Genomic DNA, 21,651 nt, shown 5'->3' with positions numbered 1-21,651 from the left:
GCTTCGAGTGGGTGTATGTTGATCACCGTCTCCGGCCCAGCCGGGAGCGGCAAGAGCACGCTCGCGAAGAGCCTCGCCGACGCCCTGGACTACGACCACGTCAGCGGCGGCGATATCTTCCGCTCGCTCGCCGAGGAACGCGGGATGACGCCCCTGGAACTGAACAAGGCCGCCGAAGAGGAGGACCAGATCGACCGGGATCTGGACCGGCGGCTCCGGGACATCGCCAAGGAACGTGACGATCTCGTGCTGGAATCCCGCCTGGCAGGGTGGATGGCCGGGGAGTACGCCGACATCAAGCTCTGGCTCACCGCGCCGCTCGATGTCCGCGCCGACCGCATCGCACAACGGGAGAACAAGCCGTTCGATCAGGCCCGGACCGAGACCAGAGAGCGGGGGGCGAGTGAGGCCCAGCGCTACAGCGACTACTACGACATCGACTTCGACGACCTCTCGATCTACGACCTGTCGGTCAACACGGCCCGCTGGGACCCACAGGGCGTGTTGAGTGTCACCCTCCACGCCGTCGAGTCCTACAGTAGCGACGGCGACGAGGGGAAGGCGCCGATCGAGGGCATCCGCTACGAGTTCTGATGGCGCTCCGTGGCCCACCCGGCGACCGTGATCTCGATGCGCTCCGCACCTTCGGCGTCGTCAACCTCGACAAACCGCCCGGTCCGTCGGCCCACCAGGTCGCCGCGTGGGTCCGGGACGCGACCGGCCAGGACCGGGTGGCCCACGGCGGGACCCTCGATCCGAAAGTGACCGGCTGTCTCCCGGTCCTGCTCGGCGACGCCGCTCGGATGGCTCGGGTCTTCGACGACGCGATCAAGGAGTACGTCGCCGTCCTCGAACTGCACGGTACCGCACCGGCTGACTTCGATGCCGTCGTCGCCGAGTTCGAGACCGATGTCTACCAGAAACCGCCCCGCAAGAGCGCCGTCAAACGACAGCTCCGGAGCCGGCGGATTCACGCGCTGGACGTGCTCGAACGGGCCGATCGCCGCGCACTCCTGCGGGTCCGCTGTGCGTCGGGCACCTACATCCGGAAGCTCTGTCACGACATCGGCCTGGCGCTGGGGACCGGCGCCCACATGGGTGACCTGCGGCGGACGGCCACCGGGAGCTTCGACGACACGACGCTGGTGACGATGCACGACCTCGTCGACGCCCTGGCGTTCGCAGACGAGGGCGACGAGGGCCCACTACGCGAGGCAATCCAGCCGGCCGAGCGTTCCCTCGTCGCCCTCCCACGGGTGACGATCGCCCCCAGCGCCGCCCGCGAAGTGGCGAACGGCGCACCGGTGTACGCCCCCGGCGTGATCGGTGTCGAACCGGCCCCGGACGGGAAGCGAGGCCCCGAACAGGGCGATCCGGTCGCCTGCTACACCCCCAACGGGGCCGCTGTCTGTCTGGGAACCCTCGCCGGCGATCCCGACGCCGAGTCCGGTCTCGTGGTCGCACTGGAACGTGTCCTCGTCTGAGAGGTGCGCGCTCGGTGGGCCGAGACGGCGGCGCCGTCCGGCGACTCCACGTGTGCAACACTCACTCGTGACGCGCCGAAAACGACACCCCTAAGAGGGCGACCCTCGTCTGCCGAAGTACGGGACCGTGGGGTAGTGGTATCCTCGGCGCATGGGGTGCGTCGGACCTGAGTTCGAGTCTCGGCGGTCCCACTTCACAACACCTGAGAGTGGCTTCTTCGCCGCTCTTTCACGCTACAGTACACCGGGCGTGAGCCGCGCCCGAACAGCCGTCACGCGGTACAGTAGTCGATCGCTTCACGGACCGCTTCGGTCCGGCCGATAAACGTCGCGTGGTCGCCCCGATACACCTGGTCGTCGCGGTGTGGCATCCGGTTGTCACCGTCCCGGCTGATCAACGCGAGGTGGCAGTCGTCGGGGAGGTCGTCGGTCAGGGCGGCGACGGTCATCCCGTCCAGTTCGTCGCGGTCGATCTCGACCTCCTGTACGTCGCCCATGCGGTCGAGTTCGGTCATCCACTTCGAGATGGCCGGCCGCTCGATGACGTTGTCCATCGACCAGGCGACGGACATGCCGGTCTGGATCGGCTCGACATCGAGCGCTTCGAACGCGTCGATGTTGCCCGGATCGTTCACACGGGAGACGACCGTCTCCACGTCGAAGGTGGTCGCCGCGAGCTGTGCGATCAGGAGGTTCACGTCGTCGGTGCTGGTCGCACAGGCGACGACTTTCGCGTTCTCGGCGCCGGCCGCTCGGAGGACATCTTTGTCCCCGCCGTCGCCGAGTTTCGCCGAGAAGCCGGCTTCCCGGGCGGCCTCGACCGCCGCCTCGTCGTTGTCGACGATGATGATGTCTTCGCCCCTGTCCTCCAGTCGTTCGGCGAGCGCGGTGCCGACCCGCCCGCCGCCGATGATGATGACACGCATTGGAATCACGTCGAGTGCTTCGGCGATGTGGCGGGCGAACCCGCCCTGGACGACGACCGTCGAGAGGATCACCAGGAAGACCGTCCCGACCAGTGTCGTCGCCGCCTCGGGGTTGGTCGGCTGGAGCTCCAGGGCGAACAGCGTCGCCACGCTGGCAGGGATGATCCCGCGGGGGCCGATCACGCCGATGAAGGTCCGCTCGGCGAGGGTAAAGCGGTCGCCGGCCGTACAGAGCGCGACCACGACCGGTCTGATGACTGCCATCACGACCACGACGACGACGAGCCCGCCGACGCCCAGCGCGAGGAGATCACCCACCGAGAGCAGCGACGCCAGCGTGATGAAGACGAAGGCAAGCACCAGCAGCGTCACGTCGCCTTTGAACTGCTCGATCTCCTCGCGGTGTGGGAGATCGAGGTTCCCCAGAACGAGGCCGCCGGCCGCCACTGCCGCGATCCCGGCCTCCGAGACCACCGCGTCCGCGAGCCCGTACATCACGAGTGCCGCCACGAGGACGAGCAGTCGCGCGTTCTGTGGGGCGTTCTCCGCGGTGAGTTCGGTGTGTCGGAGCAGGTACCACACGCCGACGGCGACCGCACAGCCGACGCCGATCCCGACACCGAGGCGGACGGTGAACTCCCGCACGAACCGCAAGACACCGCTGTCGGCCAACACGACGTACTCGAAGGTGACGACCGCGAGGATCGCCGCGACGACATCGTTGACCACGCCCTCGGTCTCTAAGGTCGTCGAGACTCGCTCCCGGACGGCGATGACGTTCATGATCGGCGTGATCACGGTCGGTCCCGTCGCGACCAGCAAGGCGCCGATCAGCAGCGCGATCGGCCAGGCGGCACCGAGGACCGCGTAGACGACGGCTGCCGTCGCGAACAGCGAGATGGCGGCTCCGATGGTCACCAGCCGGATTGTCTCTCGGGGGGCTCGCCGGAGTCGTTCGACCCGCAAGTGGAACGCGCCCTCGAAGACGATGATCGCGACGCTGAAGCTCACGACCGCCGGCAGGGCGTCGCCGAACGAGTCCCGGGTGACGATCGGATCGATCGCCGTGATCCACGCCGGCGTCTCCCCGCCCAGCAGCGCCTGGGCGGCCACCGGGAGCCAGTAGCCGACCCCTTCCGGCCCAACAGCGATCCCGGCGAGGATGAGAAAGAGGACGCTCGGGACCGCCAGCCGGTCGGCGAGCACCTGTGCGGCGACCCCCAGCGCGACGATGGTGATAACCGGCCCCAACAGGGCGAGCGCTCCGCTCATCGTGGTGGGATCGGTGACTGCCGTCCGTCCGGATGTCCAACAGCCATGTACCGACACGAACGGGGAGGACGAACTTAATTATACGCGCCGTCGCGCAGTGACACCACACCGAGAGAACAGGGAGACTGCAAACCCCGGAGGCTCGGGATTTTTCGGCCACAGGCGGAGGAGGATGTCCACCGATACCGAAATCGATCGGTGCAACTCCCGAAACAATGACGTGAATCCGCGACTGACTGTCCCTACGATGGGGACGCGTGAGGACCGGTCCGTGCTACTCGTACCCGGAGCAGGTGTCGACGCCGAGGCGGCCGAGTCGACGTTCGCCGAGGCGCCGTTCTCGTCGACGATCCTGCCCACGCTTCCCGACATCTTCGATAGACTGACCAACGAGGTGCACCACTGCCTGGTCCTCCCCGAACGCGTCGGCGAGCAGGCGGGGACCGACATCGCATACGGCGTCAGGAAGCTGTTTCCGGAGCTTCCGATCGTTCTCGTCGGCGTCGAGCCGTCCACGGTGCCGGACGAACTCGACGTGACCGCGCTCCCCCACACGTCCCTCCGGGACCCCGATGTCGTCGACACCGTCCGGGGGGTCCTCGACGACGACGCGCCGTCGGTCGCCGGGCGGGAGCCCTCACCGATGGAGACGCTGTTGCTCTCGCTGTTCGACGAGATGCCCGATCACCTCTACGCGAAAGACGACGCGGCCCGACACGTCATGATGGGGCGGGGGTTCAACCAGCCCACCGACCGGATCGGACTCACCGACACCGAGGTGGGCGAACTCGTCGACGAACACGCCGAGGCGGCCTACCGCGACGAGATGGCAATCCTCGACGGCGAGACCGATCGGATCGAGGTCGAGGAGTTTCTCGACCTGACCGCGGAGTACGTCCTCACGAAGAAGGTCCCGTGGTACGACAGCGACGGGAACATCCGGGGGTTGGTCGGCCTCACACAGGACATCACCGACCGGAAGGCCCGCGAACACGACACTCGCCGGCAACACGAACGGATGGTGAAAGTCGCGCTCCTGGCCGCCCACAAGTTCCGGAACGAACTCCAGATCGCCCACGGCCGGCTGGAACTGCTGGACTGTGACGCCGAGGAGCTCACCCTCGTCGAGGAGTCGCTCTCGCGGATCTCCGCTGTCGTCGATACGGTCGTCACCCTCTCGACACAGGAGACCGACGTGAGCGACCGGAAGCCGGTGTGGCTCTCCCGACTCAGCCGTGAAGTCTGGGACACGCTCGCCGAGAGCCAGGCCGAACTCCGGATCGAGGACGACGCCCGCCTCGTGGCCGACCAGGAGTCCGCCGGACTGCTCATGCAGTTTCTCTTCCAGAACGCGCTGGAACACGTCGGTCCGTCGGTCACCGTGACGGTCGGGTCGACGCCGGAGGGGTTCTCCGTCGCGGACGACGGGCCCGGGTCCGAGATCGACCCGCCCGAACGGGTGTTCGACGCCGGCTACACTACCGTCGAGGGAAACACCGGGTTCGGGCTCTACATCGCCCGGATGGTCGCCGAGGACCACGGCTGGGAGATCGAACTCTCGGAGTCGTCCGACGGCGGGATGCGGTTCGATGTCGTGAACGTCGATCTCCACGACTAGGACGTGGACCGACGCCGAGCGAGCGGGAAGGAGCCGCTGACCGGGATCACTAGCCGCCGCGAACGAACTCGTTTCGCACGTCGGTCAGCACGTCCTGTGCGTGACCGTTCGGATCGACGGACGCGTAGACTGCGACCACTTCGCCGTTTGCCAGGACGAACGTGTGCCGGCCGGTGTGGCCCGCGCTCGTGTCGACGCCGAAGGCGGCGGCCACTTCGCCGTCCGGATCGGCCAGCAGGTCGAACACGAGCCCCTCGGCCTCGGCGAAGTCGGCGTGGCTCTCGACGGTGTCCATCGAGACGCCGTAGACCTCGATCCCGCCCTCCCGGAACTGCGGGAGCGCGGCCTGGAACTCGTTTGCCTCGACGGTACAGCCCCGCGTGTCGTCTTTCGGGTAGAAGTAGACGACCGTCGGCGTCGAGAACTCCGGCGAGACCGTCTCGCCGTGCTGGTTCGTCGCGCTGATCGCTGGTGCGCCGGCACCGGGTTCGAGCATACGCGACCGTTGTAGCGGCGACACAATACGGGTTCGGATCAGGATCGGGTCAACTGGATGAGGCCGCGCTTGAGCGCGTCCTGGAACCGTTCGTCGAGGGCCATCGTCTCCCACTCCTCGGGTCGGTCCGACTCCGGGATCGACTCCAGGGAGTCGACCAGCGACGTATGCAGGAACCGCCCGTTCCGACCGCACTCATCACAGGTCCGGATCACCGACCGAACGGCGAACTCCCTGGTCGCCGTCGCGCGACAGTTCGCACACAGGTACGTCTCTGACACACCCGTCACTAGTCGCCGCGGCTACTCGGGTGTTGCGGGTCGGCGGCGTGAGGACACCCACCCGAAGCCGGGAGCCTGTCGCGCAGGTCAGTCCCCCCGGGAGACGGCGTCGGAGATGATCTTGTACTGCAGGCCGGCGAATCCGGCGAAGAGCACGACGATCGCCGTGAGTGTCACGGCGAAGCCGAACAGCCCGAGGATCGCCGTCACGATGCCGTTGTCGACGCTGAGTGCGCCGGTGAGAAACGCGCCACCGATCCCGTTGACGACGGCGGTGACGAGCAACAACGCGAGGATGTAGACGATGAGCCCCAGTCCGTAGGAGATCCCCTCTCGGACGCCGACGACGCCCGTCTGATCACTCTGAACGTACGACAGGAACGAGCCCACCGCGTCGCCGCCGCCTCGCTCCGTTCGGGTCCCCTGACTGTTCTCGGCCGTCGAGTTCGCGTCCGTCTGACTCATGCTTCACCACCGGCAACCGACGGGCAGGATATAATTTCTTCGGTAAAGATATTCATTAAAATCCTGTAATTGATAAACCATACGACGGATGGGGGAATCTGAGTACTACCGTGGCGTGCCTCTCCATCAACTGTTTCCGCCGGGTGGCCTCGCTACGATCGGTCGCTACTCCTCGAAAAACGTGGGCGAAACGGCCGGACGTTCACCCGTTCGAGTCCGGTCGTCGTCGCCTACCGTCCTGCCCTCAGTCCCACTTCGCGCCGGGGTTCGTCACCGCGCCGTTGGCCGCGGACCCGAAGTCCCGGCAGTACTTCGCCAACACTCCGTTGTCGTAGGCGGGTTCGGGGTCGTGGTCGTCGAGGCGCTGTTCGATCTCCTCGTCGCTGAGATCGATCGACAGCTCCAGGTTGTCGATGTCGATGGTGATTCGGTCGCCGTCCTCCAGGGCGGCGATGGGGCCGCCGACGTAGGCTTCGGGGGCGACGTGGCCGATGGAGAAGCCACGCGTCGCACCGGAGAAGCGGCCGTCGGTCAGCAGCGCCACGTCCTCTGAGTGGCCCTGGCCGGCGACGGCCGAGGTGACGCCGAGCATCTCGCGCATCCCCGGGCCGCCACGGGGACCCTCGTTGCGGATGACGATGGCATCGCCGGACTCGACGCGGCCTTCCTGGACGTACTGCATCGCGTTCTCCTCCTCGTCGAAGACCCGGACCGGCCCCTCGTGGTGGAGGTGGTCCTCGCCCGTGATCTTGATGACCGCGCCGTCGGGCGCGAGGTTGCCCGTGAGGATACGGATGGCGCCCTGCTCGTTCTTGGGCTCCTCGACGGTGTAGAGGTAGTCGGCATCAAGGTCCTCGATGGCCGGCGAGTCGTACGCTTCCAGTTCCTCGCCGATCGTGTTGCCGGTGACCGTCAGCGCGTCGCCGTGCAGCAGGTCGGCCTCGTACAGCGCGTTGAGGACCACCGGGACGCCACCGACCTCGTGGAGGTCGTTCATCACCCGCTCGCCGCCGGGCTGGAGGTCGGCGATCTTGGGCGTGCGTTCGCTGATCTCGTTGAACGCCTCGATGTCCAAGTCGACGCCGGCCTCGGCGGCCAGCGCGAGCAGGTGGAGGACGGCGTTTGTCGACCCGCCGACCGCGACCTGGAGGGCGATGGCGTTCTCGAAGGACTCCCGCGTGAGGAAATCGGAGGGCCGGCGCCGTTCCTGGACGACCTCGACGGCGAGTTCACCGGCGCGTTCGGCCGCCTCGTAGCGGGACTCGTGTTCGGCCGGCGGGCTGGCGCTGCCAAGCGGCGCGAACCCGAGCGCCTCGGAGATCGAGGCCATCGTGTTGGCCGTGAACATCCCGCCACAGGAGCCCGCACCGGGACAGGCGTTGCGCTCCATCTCGTCGAGTTCGTCCTCGGTCATGTCGCCGTCGGCGACGGCGCCGACGCCCTCGAAGACGTTCTGGATGGTGATCTCGCGGCCGTCGTGCTCGCCGGGCATGATCGACCCGCCGTAGAGGAAGACACTCGGGAGGTCGGTCCGGATCGAGGCCATCATCATCCCCGGCATGTTCTTGTCACAGCCGCCGATGGTGACCAGTCCGTCCATGCGCTCGCCAAAGGAGACCAGTTCGACGGAGTCGGCGATCATCTCACGGGAGATGAGCGAGGCCTTCATCCCCTCGGTGCCCATCGAGATCGCGTCGGAGATAGTGATGGTGCCGAACTCGATTGGCATCCCGCCGGCGTCGTCGATACCGTCGTAGGCAGCTTCGGCCACGTCGTCTAAGTGGACGTTACACGGCGTGATGTCCGCGGCGGGGTTTGCCAGGCCGATCATCGGCGAGGCCAGGTCCTCGTCGTCGTAGCCCATCGCCCGGAACATCGCCCGGTGAGGGGCGTGTTCAGGCCCTTCGGTGACTTCGTTACTCCGGAGATCGGGGTCTTTCTCCGGTCGCTCGTGGTGTTCCTGCTGGCTCATACCACCACCGAAGCCGCGGGCGACCTTAAATAACTTGTAGTCGCGGTACCGTCACCCACGGTCGCCCGGCGAATCTCCGGTGACAGTAGATTCTTTCGGGGCCGGCGTCAACCCCGAGTCATGCCGACGGTCACGACCGCCGCGCGACTCCACTTCGGGTTCCAGAACCTCTCGCTGGCCCACGAACGGCTGTACGGTGGCGTCGGGCTGGCACTGGCGGAGCCGCGGCTCGTCGTCGAGGCCGACCCCGCCGACGAACTCCGGTGTGACGACGAGGCGGCCCGGCCCTACGTCGAGCGCGCCGTCGAGACGCTGGACGTTCCCGGCGCGGCGGTGTCGATCACCGAGCGGTTCCCGCGCCACGTCGGGCTGGGCAGCGGCACCCAGCTCTCGCTCGCGGCGCTGATCGCCGTCGCCCGCGCCCACGATCTGACCGCCGACGTGCGGACCTACGCGCCGGAACTGGGCCGCGGTGGCCGCAGCGGCGTCGGCGTCGCGACCTTCCTCCAGGGCGGGTTCGTCGTCGACGGCGGCCACCCGACCGAGCGCTTCACCGCCGAACCGCCCGCGGAGGGCGACTGGGAGGTCCCGCCGGTGCTGGCCCGTCACAACGTACCGGCCGACTGGCGGTTCCTCCTCGTCGTCCCCGATGTCGACCACGGCCGGAGCGGCGCGGCCGAAGACCGGAGCATGCGCGACGCCGTCGAGCGTGCCGACCCCGGCATCGCCGATCAGATCTCGACGCTGCTGACCCGAGAGCTGCTCCCCGCGATCGCGACCCGGGATCGACGGGCGTTCGGGACGGCAGCGGCCACACTCGGCCGACTCAACGGGGCCTGGTACGCCGACGAGCAGGGCGGCGTCTACCGCCCGCCCGCGGGCGAACTCGTCGAACACCTCGCCGACGCGCCGGCGATCACCGGTTCGGGGCAGTCCTCGTGGGGGCCGACGGTCTGGGGACTGACCGATGTCGACAGCGAGCGCGCGGCACGCGACGCGGGCCGGGCGGCCCTCGACGCGGCGGGCGTCGACGGGACGGTCCAGGTCGTCGCGCCGCGCAACACGGGCGCCGACCTCGTGGAGTGAGCGGTGAGAACGGCGCGACAGCGCTACTCGTACTCGATGGTCGCCGGCGGCTTGTGGGTCACGTCGTAGACGACCCGGGCGACGTTCTCGTGGGCGCCGGTGATGCGGCTCTGGATGCGCTGGAGCGTCTCCCAGTCCAGTTCCTGAGCGCGGGCGGTCATGCCGTCGCGGCTCTCGACCGATCGGACCGCGACGACCCAGCCGTGGACGCGGTTGTCGCCCTTGACGCCGGTGGCCTTGCCGATGACCGCGGCCAGTGCCTGCCAGGGCTCGTACTCGACCAGTTCCTCCTCGACGACGTGGTTGGCCTCGCGGGCGACTTCGAGTTTCTCCTCGGTGACCTCGCCGATGATACGGACGGCGAGGCCGGGACCGGGGAACGGCATCCGCTCGGAGATGATCTCCTCCAGATCGAGCGCTCGGGCCACCTCGCGGACCTCGTCCTTGTAGAGGTCACGCATCGGTTCGACGATGCCCTCGAAGTCGATGCGCTCGGGGAGGCCACCGACGTTGTGGTGGGACTTGATCGTCCCCTCGCTCTCGATCCGGTCGGGGTAGATCGTCCCCTGGACGAGGTAGTCGGCGTCGACCTCGCGGGCGACCTCCTCGAACTCCCGGATGAACTGCTCGCCGATGATGTGGCGCTTCTCCTCGGGATCGGTCTCTCCCTCCAGCGCGTCGAGGAATCGGTCCTGGGCCTCGACGATCCGCAGCGAGTCCATGTAGTCGAACGTCTCGCGGATCTCGTCGGTCTCGCCTTTCCGCATGAGCCCGGTGTCGACGTACACCGCGGTCAGTTGGTCGCCGATGGCCTCGTAGGCCAGGGCGGCGGCCGTCGAGGAGTCGACGCCACCCGAGAGGCCGATGACGGCGTGTGCGTCGCCGATCTCCTCGGCGATCTCGGCTTTGGCCTCGTCGATGAACGACTCGACTTCGACCATCAGTGGCTCACCTCCCGACCCTCGACGGCGTGTGGGTCCTCGCCCAGCACGGCCTCCAGCAGGCCGACGAAGGGCGGACTCGCCCGCGTGGGCCGCGAGCGGAACTCGGGGTGGAACTGCGTCCCGATGAAGTAGGGGTGGGCCTCGTGATCGAGTTCCAGAATCTCCATGCGGTTGCCCGACCGGCCGGAGAAGACCAGGCCGGCGTCCTCCAGGTCGTCGATGTACTCGGGGTTGACCTCGTAGCGGTGGCGGTGGCGTTCGGTACAGGAGTCGCCGCCGTACAGCGTGGCCGCGAGCGTCCCCGGTTCGATGGCGGTCTCGTTGGCGCCGAGTCGCATCGTCCCGCCCATGTCCTCGATCTCGTACTGCTCGGGGAGGATGTCGATGACCGGGTGGGGCGTGTCCTCGTCGAGTTCGGCCGAGTGTGCGCCGGTCAGCCCCAGGACGTTCCGGGCGTACTCGACGACGGCCATCTGGAAGCCGAGACAGAGCCCGAGGAACGGAACGCCGTTCTCGCGGGCGTACTGGATCGCCTCGATCTTCCCTTCGGTCCCGCGGGAGCCAAAGCCGCCGGGGACGACGATCCCGTCGGCGTCTCTCATCCGGCCCGCGTGGCGGTCGTTCATCTTCTCGGAGTCGACCCACTGGACGTTTACGTCGACGTTTTTCTCCAGGCCGGCGTGTTTCAGCGCCTCGTGGACGGACATGTAGGCGTCCTCCAGATCGTACTTCCCGACGAGCGCGATGTCGACCTCGCCCTCGGTCCGCTGGGTGACCAGTTCGCGCCAGCGGTTCTCCCGCTCGTCCGCGGGCAGTGCCTCGTCTGCGATGTCCAGGCGCTCCATGACGTACTCGTCGAGCCCCTCTTCCTCGACCATCAGCGGGACGTGGTAGATGTCGTCGACATCCGGGTTCGAGAAGACGGCCTCGGTCGGTACGTCACAGAACAGCGCGATCTTCTCTTTCGTGTCGATATCGAGTTTGTCCGAACAGCGGCCCACGAGCACGTCGGGCTGGAGCCCGATGCTGCGCAGCTCCTTCACCGAGTGCTGGGTCGGCTTGGTCTTCTGCTCGCCGTTCTTGGAGTACGGGACGAGCGTGACGTGCGTAAAGAGGATGTCGCCCTCGTCTTCCTCGTGGGCGAACTGCCGCAGCGCCTCCAGATAGGGCATCCCCTCGATGTCACCGACGGTCCCTCCGACCTCGATGATACAGACATCGTTGCCCTCGGCGGCCTCGCGGATGCGCCGTTTGATGTCGTCGGTGATGTGTGGGATGATCTGGACGGTCCGGCCCAGGTAGTCGCCCGCGCGCTCCTTCTCGATGACGTGCTGGTAGGTCTTGCCCGTCGTGACGTTGTGATCGAACGTCATGTCGATATCGAGGAACCGCTCGTAGTTCCCCAGGTCCAGGTCGACCTCGCCGCCGTCTTTCAGGACGTACACCTCGCCGTGCTGGAACGGGTTCATCGTGCCAGCGTCGACGTTGAGGTACGGATCGATCTTGACGGCGGTGACATCGAACCCGGCGTTCTTGAGCAATCGGCCGGTACTGGCGGCGGTGATGCCTTTCCCCAGCCCTGACATCACACCGCCCGTGACAAAGATGAACTTCCGACCCAGCTCCGGGTCGTAGTCCGTTTCGGGTTCGGTCGGCATACCGACGGTGCGCCGTGGGTCGCCAAAACGGTTTCGGGACCACCCTACTTCGTGAGCATGTGTCAACCGCGGGCCCCGCTCAGTCGTCCAGCGAGGGGCCGTCGGCGGAGTGGTCGAGGACGAACTGGCCGGCGGCGCCCGTCCGCTGTGAGACGGTGGTCACGCGGCCGACGTAGGCCGCAAGCAGGGCGAAGGGAGCGTAGCCGACGGTGTGGACCGACAGGACGAGCAGGTGGGTGTCCGGCAGGTCGTCGAGGTGCAACAGGAGGAAGGCCAGCAACACGATGACCGGGATGGCGACGTACAGCAGGTGTTTCGAGAGCGCGGCGAACTCCCGAGCGAAGTACAGCGTCTTGAAGTACTCCCGGGCGGTCGCGAAGTACTCCAGCAGATCCAGTAGCGTCTCGATGGTCTCGCGGGCCGACTCGGGGATGTCGTCGTAGTCGGTCCGGATCTGCCGGAGATCGTGGCTCATCCGGCCGTAGTCGTACTCCATGGTCGCCCGGACGATGCCGAAGGGGGTGTCGGCCGCCGAGAGCCGGTCGCCGACCTGACGGGTCTGCTCGGTGACGCCCTCTAGAAAGCGGGTCACGTCGGCCTGGAGGTCGGCGTCGGCGTCGGCCAGGTCGTCTTCGAGCGTCTGGACCTGTGTCAACACCGTCTGGGTCAGCACCGAGAGGAAACGGGCCGGTTCGGTCGGGCTGATGGCCTGATCGGTCGTCGACTCCAGTTCGCGGCGAAAGGCACCGATCTCCTGGATGTGGTCGAGTTGCTGGCCCAGCGGTTGTTGTTCGTTGGAGACGAACAGGGAGTTGATCGAGACGACGATCGAGACGAGCAGGAAGACGCCGCTCAACTGGGTCGACAGCAGCGGCGAGAGCGTGTGCGTGGCGGCGAGGCCGTCGCCGGTCGCTCCCGCGACGGCGTGCCCGATCGGCCCCAGGACGAGGCCGATCCCGACCAGCAGCGCGGCCGTGACGACCGTCCGCCGGCCGTCGAGCAGCAGCCACCGGCGTATCCGCGCGACGGGCCCGTCTTTGGGTGGCATCTACCGCCAGGTAGGGATCGGGTACCGAAAGACTGTGGGTCTCGGCAGGGCGTCACAGCGAGAGGAGCCGGCTGACCGTCGCGATCGTCGCGATCGACAGCGCCGACATCACGGCGTCGTTGACGCCAGCGCCGATCAACAGGAACAGTACCACGCCGGCGATGAACCCCGCAGTCAGTGAGACCATCCCGTGACGAGTCGTTCGTGAGACACGCTGCTGGCGAGCTGTCGCCATATATTCCTATTTATCATTATATACTATAAGGATACTGGGCGCCCACTCACACCGGCTGGCCGCCGAACCGCCGACCGACGCGCCGGAGTCCGTACTCGAACGCGCCCGGCAGGAGCGCGACCGCGAGGAAGACGAACCACCCGCCAGCGTACAGTGCGTGGGGGTCGCCCGGGCCGGCGTACTGTTGTGCGTGGACGCTGTTGACGAACAGCAGAGTCGCGACGAGCGTGGGCCAGACCACGTCCGCGGTCAGGAGGAGAGACACCGGCACGCCGACCACGGCGACGCCGCCGACGAGCGCCCAGCCCGCGCCCACCGGCGTCCCCGACATGCCCCAGCCCCACGCGTAGGCCACCGACGCGAGTGCGTGGGCGAGGCCGGCCACGACGGCCACGAGCCGCGGATTCGTGGCCAACGTCGCGCTCGGGACGCCGGAGTCCGGCACCCACCCGCGACGGCGGCGGACGACGGCCTCCCAGAGGCCGACCAGCCCGGCCGCGACGGTCCAGACGTACCACGGTCCAGCGTACTTCGCGAGGTGGAGGCCGTTCTCGACCACGGTGATGCCGGTCGGCCCCTCGACGCTCGGTTCGAGTTCGGCGACATCGCGGAACACCGGGTCCGGCGGCGTCAGTTCGGCGTGGAAGGCGACTGCGGCCAACACGGCGACGAGCGCCAGCGGCGTGACCAGCCGGTACCGGAGCGCGAGCCAGACCTGGACGGCGCCGAGGACGACGAGGCCGCCGTAGCGCCACAGCGTCACGTGGAGCGGAGACGCTGCCGGCCCGACATCGTAGCCGTACCGGAGCTGGACGCCGATAACGGCGACGGCGTGTATCAGGCCGACGAGCAGTGCGACGAGGAGGGGGAGAGACGGGCGGCGCACAGCGGCGTTCGTTCCGGCTGAGAGATATGTCTTCGGGTGGGTCACCGCTCGGGCACGAGGTGTAACCGGAAGAACGGGGCGATCAGATCGGCGACCGTACCGGCGTGGCCGGCGAACCCGTGGCCGGCGGCCACCGACTCGACAACAGCGCCCCGGTCACGCGCCCGTTCGACCACCGGCCCCCACGCAACCGCTTCGTCGCGGTCACCGTAGACGACCTGGAGCGGGCACGGGACGGCGTCGACGGCCTCGGCGGCGTCCCGCTGGCCCGTCAGGCCGGCCGGCGGCGCGAGGACCGAGCAGGCCCGCGGGGCGACCGGACCGTCGGCCAGGCTGGCAGCCGCACGGAGCGCCACCGCAGCGCCGAAGCTGTACCCGAACAGGCCGACGGCGTCGTAACGGTCGGCGGCCCACGCCAGGGCGTTCTCGGCGTCGATGCGCTCGCCACGTCCCTCGTCCCAGGGGCCGTAGTCGATCCGGAGACAGGCCAGGTCGGGCCCGAGCGCGTCGCCGACCGCGCGGAGCCGCGGGTCCGACCGCGACCCACCCTGCTGGGGGTGTGGCGGGCAGGCGACGACGGCGGCGTCGGCGTCGGGCGCGTCCAGCGAGCCGACGACCCGCCTGCCGCCCGGAACGTGGACCGGATCGGTCATACCGGCGCGTCGCTCTCTGTCGGCCTGAACCTGTCGGCTGGGCCGGTTACCTCCCGAAACTCTCTCCGGCTGAAACGCCATGTAAGAAATTTAAGTCAGGAGCCACGAATCAGACCATATGGGAATCCTCTCGCGCGCGTCGTACGTCATCCGGTCCAAGCTCAACGCCGTCCTGAACCGGGCCGAAGACCCCACCGAGACCCTCGATTACAGCTACGAGCAGCTGCGCAACGAGCTGCAAGACGTGAAGCAGGGCATCGCGGACCTGACGACCCAGAAGAAACGCCTCGAGATCCAGAAGCGCCGCCTCGAAGAGAACGTCGAGAAACACAACGAACAGGCCCGCCAGGCCGTCAAACAGGACCGCGAGGACCTGGCCCGGCAGGCCCTAGAGAAGAAGAAACAGAAGATGACTCAGATCGAGGAACTGGAGACCCAGATCAGCCAGCTCCAGTCCCAGCAGGACCAGCTCGTCGAGCAGAAAAACGAGCTCCAGAAACAGATCGAGCAGTTCCGCACGAAAAAGGAGACGATGAAGGCCCGCCACGAGGCCGCCAAGGCATCGAAACGGGTCAACGAGGCGATGACCGGCGCCGGCGACGAGATGGAGGATGTCAACCGCGCGATCGAGCGCGCCGAGGAACGCACCGAGGACATGGAGGCCCGCGCGCAGGCCATGGACGAACTCCGGGACGACGGCGTCCTCGAAGACCAGCTCTCGGACAAGAGCTCGCTGGAGAAGGAACTCGACGAGGTCCAACAGCAGGGCGCGGTCGACGCCGAACTGGACACGCTGAAAGCGGAGATGGGCAAGGGCGAGGAGCCCGAGCCCGAAACCGATACCGAGTCTACCGGGACCGAGGACCTCTCGGAGAGCGACCTCGAACAGGAACTGGCGAGCGACGGTGATGTCGATGTCGAGGCCCCGGAGGTCTCGGACGGCGAGGTCGACGCCGAACTCGAAGAGCTGAAAGACGACGAGAAGACGAGCTAGTCGTTCAGCCACCACCAGCCCACGCCCAGCAGGACGGCGACAACGACCGCGCCGGCGATCAGGACGAGCGTACTTCCCGCGCGCTCCTCGCGCTCGATGCGCACCGCCACCTCGTGTGGCCCCGACCGGACGGTGTCGTCGTCTGGCGTCGTCGCCGTGACGTTGAGCCGGACCGACTGGGTGCTGGGGACCGCGTCCTCGGCGACCGTGAGCTGGAAGGTGACGACCGTCGACTCGCCGGGAGCGAGCCGTGACACGTAGCTCCGCGGTCCCTCGCTCGTGAACGGCGGTGCCGGGTCGATCCGGGGGGTGAGATCGGTCAGTGGCACCGAGCCGACGTTCTCGATACGCACGTCCAGGTGGCCGTCGGTATCGGGCGGTACCGTCGCGTTGACGCCGGTGACCGCCAGTAGGTCCGTATCGACGATAGTCACCGGCACGTCCCGTGTCTCGGAGCGGACGGTGTCGCCGTCCGCTGTCCTCGCCGTGACGTTGACCGGCAGCGAGTGGGTGCTGGCGACGGCGTCGCCGGCGACGGTCACCGGGAAGGCGACGGTCCGTGACTCGCCCGGGGCGAGCGAATCGACGTACGCGCCCGGCGCGTCGCTGGCGAACGGCGGCGTCGTCGAGAGCCGTGGCTCGATGTCCGTGAGCCGGCGGTCGCCGACGTTCTCGACGGTGACGCGCAGCCGTCCGTCGGTTCCGGGCCGGTACGTCGTGTTGGTGGCCGTGACCGCGAGCAGGTCCGCGTCGCTCACGGGGACCGACAGCGTGCGCACGACGGTCCGCCGTCGGTCGACCTCGTCGTCGCCGTCGAGTTCGTAGGTGACCGCGACCGTCACCGGGCGCGGGCCGCCGTCGGCGGCCGCCGGGACCGCGATCGGCACCGAGAACGCGCTCGACCCGCCGGGTTCGACATCGCCGACGGGGTGGCCGGCTCCGGGAACCGGAGCGTCTCCGAGGACGAACTGAGTTCGACGATGGCGGCCCGGGCGACCCGGTCGCCGTCGTTGACGAGCACACCCTGGAGGCGCCCCTCGACGCCGGTCGTGAGATCGCTCCGGACCTCCCGGAGCTCGAAGCCCAGCGCGGGCCGTGGGGTGATACCGACCGCCCCGAGGTCCTGGCTGACTTCGAAGCCGTCCTGATCGGTGAACGTCGCCGTCGCCGCCAGCGCGTAGCGTTCGCTGCGTGCGCTCCCGGTGGCCCTGACGGCGACCTCGACGGTCTCGCGCTCGAACCGGCTGAGGTCGCCCAGCAGCCGGCTGGCTTGGGTCCCGCCGCCCAGTTCGAGGTCGGCGTCGTCGGTCGAGAGCGCGAGGCGGGCGTCGCGTGCGGTCGTCGTCCCGACGTTCTGGACAGTCACGGTGACGGTGCCCCGGTCCCCGACGGCGAGGTCGGTCTCCGTGTCGATCACGCGCAGTCGGGGTCGCTCGGGGACGCGGACGGTGGCGGTGACGGTGCGGGTCTCGTCCTCGTCGAAGTCCCGGACGTAGCTGACCCGGAGCCGGAGCTGGTAGGTCCCCGGCTCGGCGTCCGCCGGGACGACCAGCCGAACGGGGACGGGTTCGCGCTGGCCGTCGCTCATCCGCCCGATGAACCGCGGGCCGGACTGTACGGTGAACGGCGTGTCGCCAGCGCGGGCCTCGACGGTGACATCCGTCGCGTCCTCGACGACATCGTCGGGGTCTCTGGCGTCGTTCGCGAGTTCCACCGTGATCGTCTGCTCGGCCCCCGGCGTGAGCGTCGGCTCCGGGACGCTGGCTTCGAAGCGGGGGTTGCGGACGCCGCCAGCGACGACCAGCGACTGTGTGAGGAGGAGGCTGGCCACGACGAGGACGAGGAGCAACTGGGTGGAGTGACGAGCCATGCGACGTGGTACTGTGGAGTGACGGTCGGCTGGGTGATAAGTATTCGTCGCCCTACAAGTCCGCCCGGCGAAAGCGGAGCCGAGCGAGCCCGAGCAGCGCGACGGCCGCGACGGCGAGGACAATCGCGCCCTCGATGTCGTAGCTCGTCTCGACGAGAATCTCCGTCGTGTCGTAGTATCTCGTCGGCGAGAGCGCCCCAAGCACCTCGTAGTCGGTCGAAGCGGTCACCGAGTCCAGCACGAACAGGAGGAACACGGCCGCCATCCCGCCCCGCTGGGCGAGGTCCCCGCGGGGCAACAGCACCGACAGCACCAGTCCGATGCTCGTACAGACCAGCAGATAGGGGATCGAGAGGGCGTGGACGGCCAGCAGATCGACCACGGACAGCGACTCGTCGACGAGGATGGTGCCGCCGTAGACGAACAGCGGGACCACGAGGTTGAGCACGACAATGGGCGTCAGCAGCGAGAGGTACTTCTCGACGAGCAGCCGCGACCGGGTTATCGGCGTCGCCAGCAGCAGGTCCAGCCGGCCGTTCTCGACATCGCCGGCGACCGTTCCGCCGGCGGTGTAGGCCATGTAGAGGCCAAAGAGCAGGACCCAGACGAACTGGTAGAACTCGGCGGCGAGGAACCCCTCGATGGTGCCGAACGCCTCGGCCCCGAAGCTGGCCCGGAACGCCTCGGGCAGGCTCTCGATGTAGGCCTCGAAGTCCACCCCGGAGGCCTCGATCGACGGGAACACGCCGATGATGAGCAGCGCGAACAGCCCCAGGCCGACCGTGAGTCCGAGCGTCCCCCTGGCGCGCCGGCGGGCCTCGTACCGGGTCACCTCAAACATCGTCGGTCTCCGTCGCTGGGGCAGTGGACTGCGCTCGGGTGTCGGGTTCCGCGTCGGCGTCCGCGCCGTCGTCCCGGTCGCCGTAGAAGTGCATGAACACGTCTTCGAGGGGCGGTTCCTCGATGTCGAGGTCGACGATGTCGTAGTCTCCCAACTCCGCCACGAGGTCGTCGTAGTCGCCGGTGAAGGTGAACTGCAACTGCCGGCCGACGGCGCGGCAGTCGACGACACCGGGGAACGCGAACGAGTCGGGGTCGACCGACTCGGCGGTCGTGACACGGACGTGTTTCCCGCCGCGTTCGAGCAGGTCGCCGACCTCCTCCAGCGCGGCGAGACGGCCCTCTCGGATGATCCCCACGCGGTCACAGACCCGCCGGACCTCGCCCAACACGTGCGAAGAGAAGAAGACGGTGACGCCTCGCTCTCGCTCCCGGCGGATGAAGTCGTTGAACTGCTCCTGTTTCAGCGGGTCCAGGCCCGCCGTCGGTTCGTCCATGACGACCAGGGCGGGGTCGTGCATGAACGTCTGGACGATGCCGAGCATCTGCTTGTTTCCCGTCGAGTAGGCCCTGATCTTCCGGTCCAGCGGCGGGTCGAACAGCTCCAGCAGTTCCTCGCGGCGCTGGTCGCCTTTCAGTTCGGCCTGGTACTCCAGGAACGTCCGGCCGGTGACGCCGCCGTCGAAGCCCGGCGTCGCGGGGAGGTACCCGATGTCGGCTTTGGCCTCCAGCAGGGCGTCCTCGTCCCGGATGTCCCGGCCGAGGACCCGCGCGGTCCCGGCGGTCGGGGTCTGGAAGCCCAGCAGCATCCGGATGAGCGTACTCTTGCCGGCGCCGTTGGGGCCGAGAAAGCCGAAGATCTCGCCCTCACGGACCGTGAAGGAGAGCTCGTCGTTGGCGACCGTCTCGCCGTACGCCTTGGTGAGCCCCTCGACTTCGATGGCGCCCATGTCTCGACCTGACGCGGGGCTCGCCCTTAGAGGTACGCCGCCTACAGCGGCCAGAGCGCAGCCACCGACAGCGTCGTCACCGCACAGAGCAGCAACTGCAGCGGCAGCCCGACCCGGGCGTAGTCGGTAAAGCGGTAGCCGCCGGGGCCGTACACCATCAGGTTCGTCTGGTAGCCCATCGGCGTCAGGAAGGCGGTGGCGACGGCGAAGGTGACGATGAGGAGGAACGGCTGGCCGGCGGCCCCGATATCCCGTGCCGTCGCGACGGCGACCGGGATCATCAGGACGACCGTCGCGACGGGCGTGAGGACGCTCGCCAGCACGGCCGTCAGGAGGTAGACCAGCGCCAGCAGCGCGAGCGGCGGCAGGACGCCGGCCGCGTCGACGAGCAGGCCGCCCAGGAACGCCGCGCCGCCGGTCGCCTGCATCGCCAGGCCCAGCGGGAGCAGCCCCGCAAGCAGGAAGACGACGTTCCAGCTCACCGCGTCGTAGGCCCGCGAGGCGCTGAGCTGCCCCGAGCCGACCATCGTGACGACACCGCCGAGCGCGGCGATGTAGATCGGCAACAGCCCCAGCGCGGCGATCCCGATGGCGGCGAGCAGGATGGCGACCGGGACCAGCGCCGATCGCTCCAGCGACGGGGCCTCGCCGGGGTGGATCACGTCGAACAGCTCCGGTGGCCCCTCGGTCAGGACGAGATAGCCCTCCTCCTGGAGGTGGGTGATCTCCTCGATCGGCGTCTGGAGCAACAGCGTGTCACCGGCCGAGAACTCGATGTCGGCCAGCCCCTCACGGACGAGTTCCTCGCCGCGCCGGACCGCGAGCACCGTCGCGTCGAACCGGGAGCGAAGCTGGACATCGGAGAGGGTCCGCCCGCGCAGCCGTGATTCGCGGTGGACGATCGCTTCGGCCAGTATCCCGGCGTGGCCGCTCTCGGCCAGCAGTTCCTCGGTGACCGACTCGCGAGCGAGTTGGCGCAGTCCCAGCGTCTCCCCGAAGCGGTTGACCGACTGCCGGTTGCCACGGACCGTCAGCACGTCCCCCGGTTCGACCGGCCGGTCGGTCGCGGTCGCGAAGAAGGACTCCCCGTCCCGGTCGATCTGGAGGACATCGATGTCGAGCACCGTCCCGACGGCGGCGACCGCTTCGGTCTCTGCCTCCGGCTCCAGGGGTTGACCCAGTGTCTCCACGGCATCCGTCGCCGCCAGCTCTCCGACCGATCGGTCGAGGGCTTCGGCGACGGTGAGCCCGACCAGCGGAGACTCCTCGCGCACGCGGAGCTGTGCGAGGTGCCGGTCCATGTCGAACTCCTCGGTGAAGTCCGCCGCCGGGTGGACGCGCTCGGGCACCAGCGCCCGCCCGACTGTCAGCAGATACGCGACGCCGACGACGAGGACGACGATGCCGACCGGCGTCAGCGTGAACATCGAGAACGGTTCGCCAAGCAGTTGTGCCGACAGGTCACTCGCCAGCAGGTTCGTCGCCGTCCCCACGAGCGTCAACGTCCCGCCGAGCATCGCGGCGAACGACAGCGGGAGCAAGAGCGTCGACGGCGAGAGACCGTAACGTTCGGAGAGTCCGGTCACCAGCGGGATGAAGACGGCGACGACGGGCGTGTTGTTGACGAAGCCCGCACTCACGCCGGTCGTCCCGACGATCGCCGCCAGGAGCCGCCCCTCGTCGCCGCCGGTGAGGGCGGCGAGTTTCGCCCCCAGCCAGTCGACGACGCCGGCCCGCTCGACGCCGGCACTGAGGATGTACATGGCGACGATAGTGACGACTGCCGGGCTGGCGAACCCGCGGATCGACTCGCGGGCCGGGACGTGGGTGTACGGCTCCAGGACGACGAGCGCGACCAGGACCCCGACGGCGGTCATATCCGGCGGGAGCCACTCGGTCACGAACAACAGCAGGGCGACGGCGACGAGCGCGAACACTACCAGCGCGTCCGTCGATAGCGGCGCCATACCCGC

Annotated in this window: 21 protein-coding genes and 1 tRNA gene; 6 read left to right on the top strand and 16 right to left on the bottom strand. The window is 68.2% G+C overall.

Annotated elements, in window-relative coordinates; genetic code table 11:
• Positions 1-15 precede the first annotated feature (15 nt).
• From cmk to P1L40_RS03940, 3 genes are all read left to right on the top strand, one after another.
• The gene (gene cmk / locus P1L40_RS03950) at positions 16-594 is read left to right on the top strand and encodes a (d)CMP kinase (protein WP_284010013.1); all 579 of its coding nucleotides are present in this window, start codon (positions 16-18) and stop codon (positions 592-594) included.
• Positions 594-1,484: an RNA-guided pseudouridylation complex pseudouridine synthase subunit Cbf5 gene (locus P1L40_RS03945; protein ID WP_284010012.1), complete on the top strand. Its 891-nt coding sequence runs from the start codon at positions 594-596 to the stop codon at positions 1,482-1,484. The genes cmk and P1L40_RS03945 overlap by 1 nt, the downstream gene beginning before the upstream one ends.
• A gap of 121 nt (positions 1,485-1,605) precedes the next feature.
• A tRNA-Pro gene (locus tag P1L40_RS03940) sits at positions 1,606-1,676 on the top strand.
• 80 nt (positions 1,677-1,756) lie between these two features.
• On the opposite strand, the gene P1L40_RS03935 is transcribed toward P1L40_RS03940, so the two are convergent.
• The gene (locus P1L40_RS03935) at positions 1,757-3,682 is read right to left on the bottom strand and encodes a cation:proton antiporter domain-containing protein (protein ID WP_284010011.1); all 1,926 of its coding nucleotides are present in this window, start codon (positions 3,680-3,682) and stop codon (positions 1,757-1,759) included.
• Positions 3,683-3,929: 247 nt separating this feature from the next.
• Here P1L40_RS03935 and P1L40_RS03930 point away from each other — a divergent pair, with 247 nt between their 5' ends.
• Complete coding sequence (locus P1L40_RS03930; RefSeq protein WP_284010010.1) at positions 3,930-5,300, top strand: sensor histidine kinase; 1,371 nt, start codon at positions 3,930-3,932, stop codon at positions 5,298-5,300.
• Between the two features lie 49 nt (positions 5,301-5,349).
• Here the strand turns inward: P1L40_RS03930 and P1L40_RS03925 are convergent, their stop codons facing one another.
• The 4 genes from P1L40_RS03925 to ilvD form a co-directional block, all read right to left on the bottom strand.
• Positions 5,350-5,796: a peroxiredoxin gene (locus P1L40_RS03925; RefSeq protein ID WP_284010009.1), complete on the bottom strand. Its 447-nt coding sequence runs from the start codon at positions 5,794-5,796 to the stop codon at positions 5,350-5,352.
• 38 nt (positions 5,797-5,834) lie between these two features.
• Entirely contained in the window at positions 5,835-6,077 is a 243-nt protein-coding gene (locus P1L40_RS03920; protein WP_284010008.1) for a hypothetical protein, read from the bottom strand.
• An 87-nt stretch (positions 6,078-6,164) separates the two neighbouring features.
• Positions 6,165-6,542, bottom strand: coding sequence for a hypothetical protein (locus P1L40_RS03915; protein ID WP_284010007.1), 378 nt, complete (start codon positions 6,540-6,542; stop codon positions 6,165-6,167).
• 244 nt (positions 6,543-6,786) lie between these two features.
• Positions 6,787-8,514 carry a dihydroxy-acid dehydratase gene (gene ilvD / locus P1L40_RS03910; RefSeq protein ID WP_284010006.1) on the bottom strand — a complete coding sequence of 576 codons (1,728 nt, stop codon included), beginning with the start codon at positions 8,512-8,514 and terminating at the stop codon, positions 6,787-6,789.
• Positions 8,515-8,634: 120 nt separating this feature from the next.
• Here ilvD and P1L40_RS03905 point away from each other — a divergent pair, with 120 nt between their 5' ends.
• A complete protein-coding gene (locus P1L40_RS03905; RefSeq protein WP_284010005.1) occupies positions 8,635-9,600 on the top strand; it encodes a beta-ribofuranosylaminobenzene 5'-phosphate synthase family protein in 966 nt (321 codons plus the stop codon).
• A gap of 23 nt (positions 9,601-9,623) precedes the next feature.
• Here the strand turns inward: P1L40_RS03905 and guaA are convergent, their stop codons facing one another.
• The 6 genes from guaA to P1L40_RS03875 form a co-directional block, all read right to left on the bottom strand.
• Positions 9,624-10,541 carry a glutamine-hydrolyzing GMP synthase gene (guaA, locus tag P1L40_RS03900; RefSeq protein WP_284010004.1) on the bottom strand — a complete coding sequence of 306 codons (918 nt, stop codon included), beginning with the start codon at positions 10,539-10,541 and terminating at the stop codon, positions 9,624-9,626.
• Positions 10,541-12,202, bottom strand: a complete 1,662-nt coding sequence (pyrG, locus tag P1L40_RS03895; protein WP_284010003.1) for a glutamine hydrolyzing CTP synthase — start codon at positions 12,200-12,202, stop codon at positions 10,541-10,543. Before pyrG ends, guaA begins: the two co-directional genes overlap by 1 nt.
• A 79-nt stretch (positions 12,203-12,281) precedes the next feature.
• The gene (locus P1L40_RS03890; protein WP_284010002.1) at positions 12,282-13,250 is read right to left on the bottom strand and encodes a DUF7972 family membrane protein; all 969 of its coding nucleotides are present in this window, start codon (positions 13,248-13,250) and stop codon (positions 12,282-12,284) included.
• Positions 13,251-13,302: 52 nt separating this feature from the next.
• The gene (locus P1L40_RS03885) at positions 13,303-13,437 is read right to left on the bottom strand and encodes a hypothetical protein (protein ID WP_284010001.1); all 135 of its coding nucleotides are present in this window, start codon (positions 13,435-13,437) and stop codon (positions 13,303-13,305) included.
• A gap of 94 nt (positions 13,438-13,531) precedes the next feature.
• Entirely contained in the window at positions 13,532-14,371 is an 840-nt protein-coding gene (locus tag P1L40_RS03880; RefSeq protein WP_284010000.1) for a hypothetical protein, read from the bottom strand.
• 41 nt (positions 14,372-14,412) lie between these two features.
• A complete protein-coding gene (locus P1L40_RS03875) occupies positions 14,413-15,024 on the bottom strand; it encodes an alpha/beta hydrolase (RefSeq protein ID WP_284009999.1) in 612 nt (203 codons plus the stop codon).
• A 118-nt stretch (positions 15,025-15,142) separates the two neighbouring features.
• Between P1L40_RS03875 and P1L40_RS03870 the strand changes: the two genes are divergently transcribed.
• Positions 15,143-16,018, top strand: a complete 876-nt coding sequence (locus tag P1L40_RS03870; RefSeq protein ID WP_284009998.1) for a PspA/IM30 family protein — start codon at positions 15,143-15,145, stop codon at positions 16,016-16,018.
• On the opposite strand, the gene P1L40_RS03865 is transcribed toward P1L40_RS03870, so the two are convergent.
• Genes P1L40_RS03865 through P1L40_RS03845 form a run of 5 tightly spaced genes read right to left on the bottom strand, consistent with a single transcriptional unit; the run spans position 16,015 to position 21,645 of the window.
• Positions 16,015-16,905 carry a COG1361 S-layer family protein gene (locus P1L40_RS03865; RefSeq protein ID WP_284009997.1) on the bottom strand — a complete coding sequence of 297 codons (891 nt, stop codon included), beginning with the start codon at positions 16,903-16,905 and terminating at the stop codon, positions 16,015-16,017. The two genes, P1L40_RS03870 and P1L40_RS03865, sit on opposite strands and share 4 nt — an antisense overlap.
• Positions 16,857-17,888: a COG1361 S-layer family protein gene (locus tag P1L40_RS03860; protein ID WP_284009996.1), complete on the bottom strand. Its 1,032-nt coding sequence runs from the start codon at positions 17,886-17,888 to the stop codon at positions 16,857-16,859. Before P1L40_RS03860 ends, P1L40_RS03865 begins: the two co-directional genes overlap by 49 nt.
• 52 nt (positions 17,889-17,940) lie before the next feature.
• Entirely contained in the window at positions 17,941-18,729 is a 789-nt protein-coding gene (locus tag P1L40_RS03855) for an ABC transporter permease subunit (RefSeq protein ID WP_284009995.1), read from the bottom strand.
• Positions 18,722-19,678 carry an ABC transporter ATP-binding protein gene (locus P1L40_RS03850; protein WP_284009994.1) on the bottom strand — a complete coding sequence of 319 codons (957 nt, stop codon included), beginning with the start codon at positions 19,676-19,678 and terminating at the stop codon, positions 18,722-18,724. Before P1L40_RS03850 ends, P1L40_RS03855 begins: the two co-directional genes overlap by 8 nt.
• 41 nt (positions 19,679-19,719) lie before the next feature.
• Positions 19,720-21,645 carry an SLC13 family permease gene (locus P1L40_RS03845; protein ID WP_284009993.1) on the bottom strand — a complete coding sequence of 642 codons (1,926 nt, stop codon included), beginning with the start codon at positions 21,643-21,645 and terminating at the stop codon, positions 19,720-19,722.
• Between the last annotated feature and the right edge of the window lie 6 nt (positions 21,646-21,651).

Source organism: Haloarcula pelagica (assembly GCF_030127105.1).
In the GTDB taxonomy this organism is placed as follows: domain Archaea; phylum Halobacteriota; class Halobacteria; order Halobacteriales; family Haloarculaceae; genus Haloarcula; species Haloarcula pelagica.
The sequence above is the reverse complement of the archived record's forward strand: the minus strand, read 5'-3'. Positions and strand labels throughout refer to the sequence as shown.

Excerpts from the sequence above, each read along its gene's own strand:
- P1L40_RS03925 (WP_284010009.1), bottom strand. The coding sequence starts at position 5,796 with ATGCTCGAACCCGGTGCCGGCGCACCAGCGATCAGCGCGACGAACCAG.
- P1L40_RS03945 (WP_284010012.1), top strand. The coding sequence starts at position 594 with ATGGCGCTCCGTGGCCCACCCGGCGACCGTGATCTCGATGCGCTCCGC.
- P1L40_RS03930 (WP_284010010.1), top strand. The coding sequence starts at position 3,930 with ATGGGGACGCGTGAGGACCGGTCCGTGCTACTCGTACCCGGAGCAGGT.
- P1L40_RS03875 (WP_284009999.1), bottom strand. The coding sequence starts at position 15,024 with ATGACCGATCCGGTCCACGTTCCGGGCGGCAGGCGGGTCGTCGGCTCG.
- P1L40_RS03915 (WP_284010007.1), bottom strand. The coding sequence starts at position 6,542 with ATGAGTCAGACGGACGCGAACTCGACGGCCGAGAACAGTCAGGGGACC.
- guaA (WP_284010004.1), bottom strand. The coding sequence starts at position 10,541 with ATGGTCGAAGTCGAGTCGTTCATCGACGAGGCCAAAGCCGAGATCGCC.
- pyrG (WP_284010003.1), bottom strand. The coding sequence starts at position 12,202 with ATGCCGACCGAACCCGAAACGGACTACGACCCGGAGCTGGGTCGGAAG.
- P1L40_RS03845 (WP_284009993.1), bottom strand. The coding sequence starts at position 21,645 with ATGGCGCCGCTATCGACGGACGCGCTGGTAGTGTTCGCGCTCGTCGCC.
- P1L40_RS03870 (WP_284009998.1), top strand. The coding sequence starts at position 15,143 with ATGGGAATCCTCTCGCGCGCGTCGTACGTCATCCGGTCCAAGCTCAAC.
- P1L40_RS03890 (WP_284010002.1), bottom strand. The coding sequence starts at position 13,250 with ATGCCACCCAAAGACGGGCCCGTCGCGCGGATACGCCGGTGGCTGCTG.
- cmk (WP_284010013.1), top strand. The coding sequence starts at position 16 with ATGTTGATCACCGTCTCCGGCCCAGCCGGGAGCGGCAAGAGCACGCTC.
- P1L40_RS03885 (WP_284010001.1), bottom strand. The coding sequence starts at position 13,437 with ATGGTCTCACTGACTGCGGGGTTCATCGCCGGCGTGGTACTGTTCCTG.
- ilvD (WP_284010006.1), bottom strand. The coding sequence starts at position 8,514 with ATGAGCCAGCAGGAACACCACGAGCGACCGGAGAAAGACCCCGATCTC.
- P1L40_RS03935 (WP_284010011.1), bottom strand. The coding sequence starts at position 3,682 with ATGAGCGGAGCGCTCGCCCTGTTGGGGCCGGTTATCACCATCGTCGCG.
- P1L40_RS03855 (WP_284009995.1), bottom strand. The coding sequence starts at position 18,729 with ATGTTTGAGGTGACCCGGTACGAGGCCCGCCGGCGCGCCAGGGGGACG.
- P1L40_RS03850 (WP_284009994.1), bottom strand. The coding sequence starts at position 19,678 with ATGGGCGCCATCGAAGTCGAGGGGCTCACCAAGGCGTACGGCGAGACG.
- P1L40_RS03860 (WP_284009996.1), bottom strand. The coding sequence starts at position 17,888 with ATGGCTCGTCACTCCACCCAGTTGCTCCTCGTCCTCGTCGTGGCCAGC.
- P1L40_RS03905 (WP_284010005.1), top strand. The coding sequence starts at position 8,635 with ATGCCGACGGTCACGACCGCCGCGCGACTCCACTTCGGGTTCCAGAAC.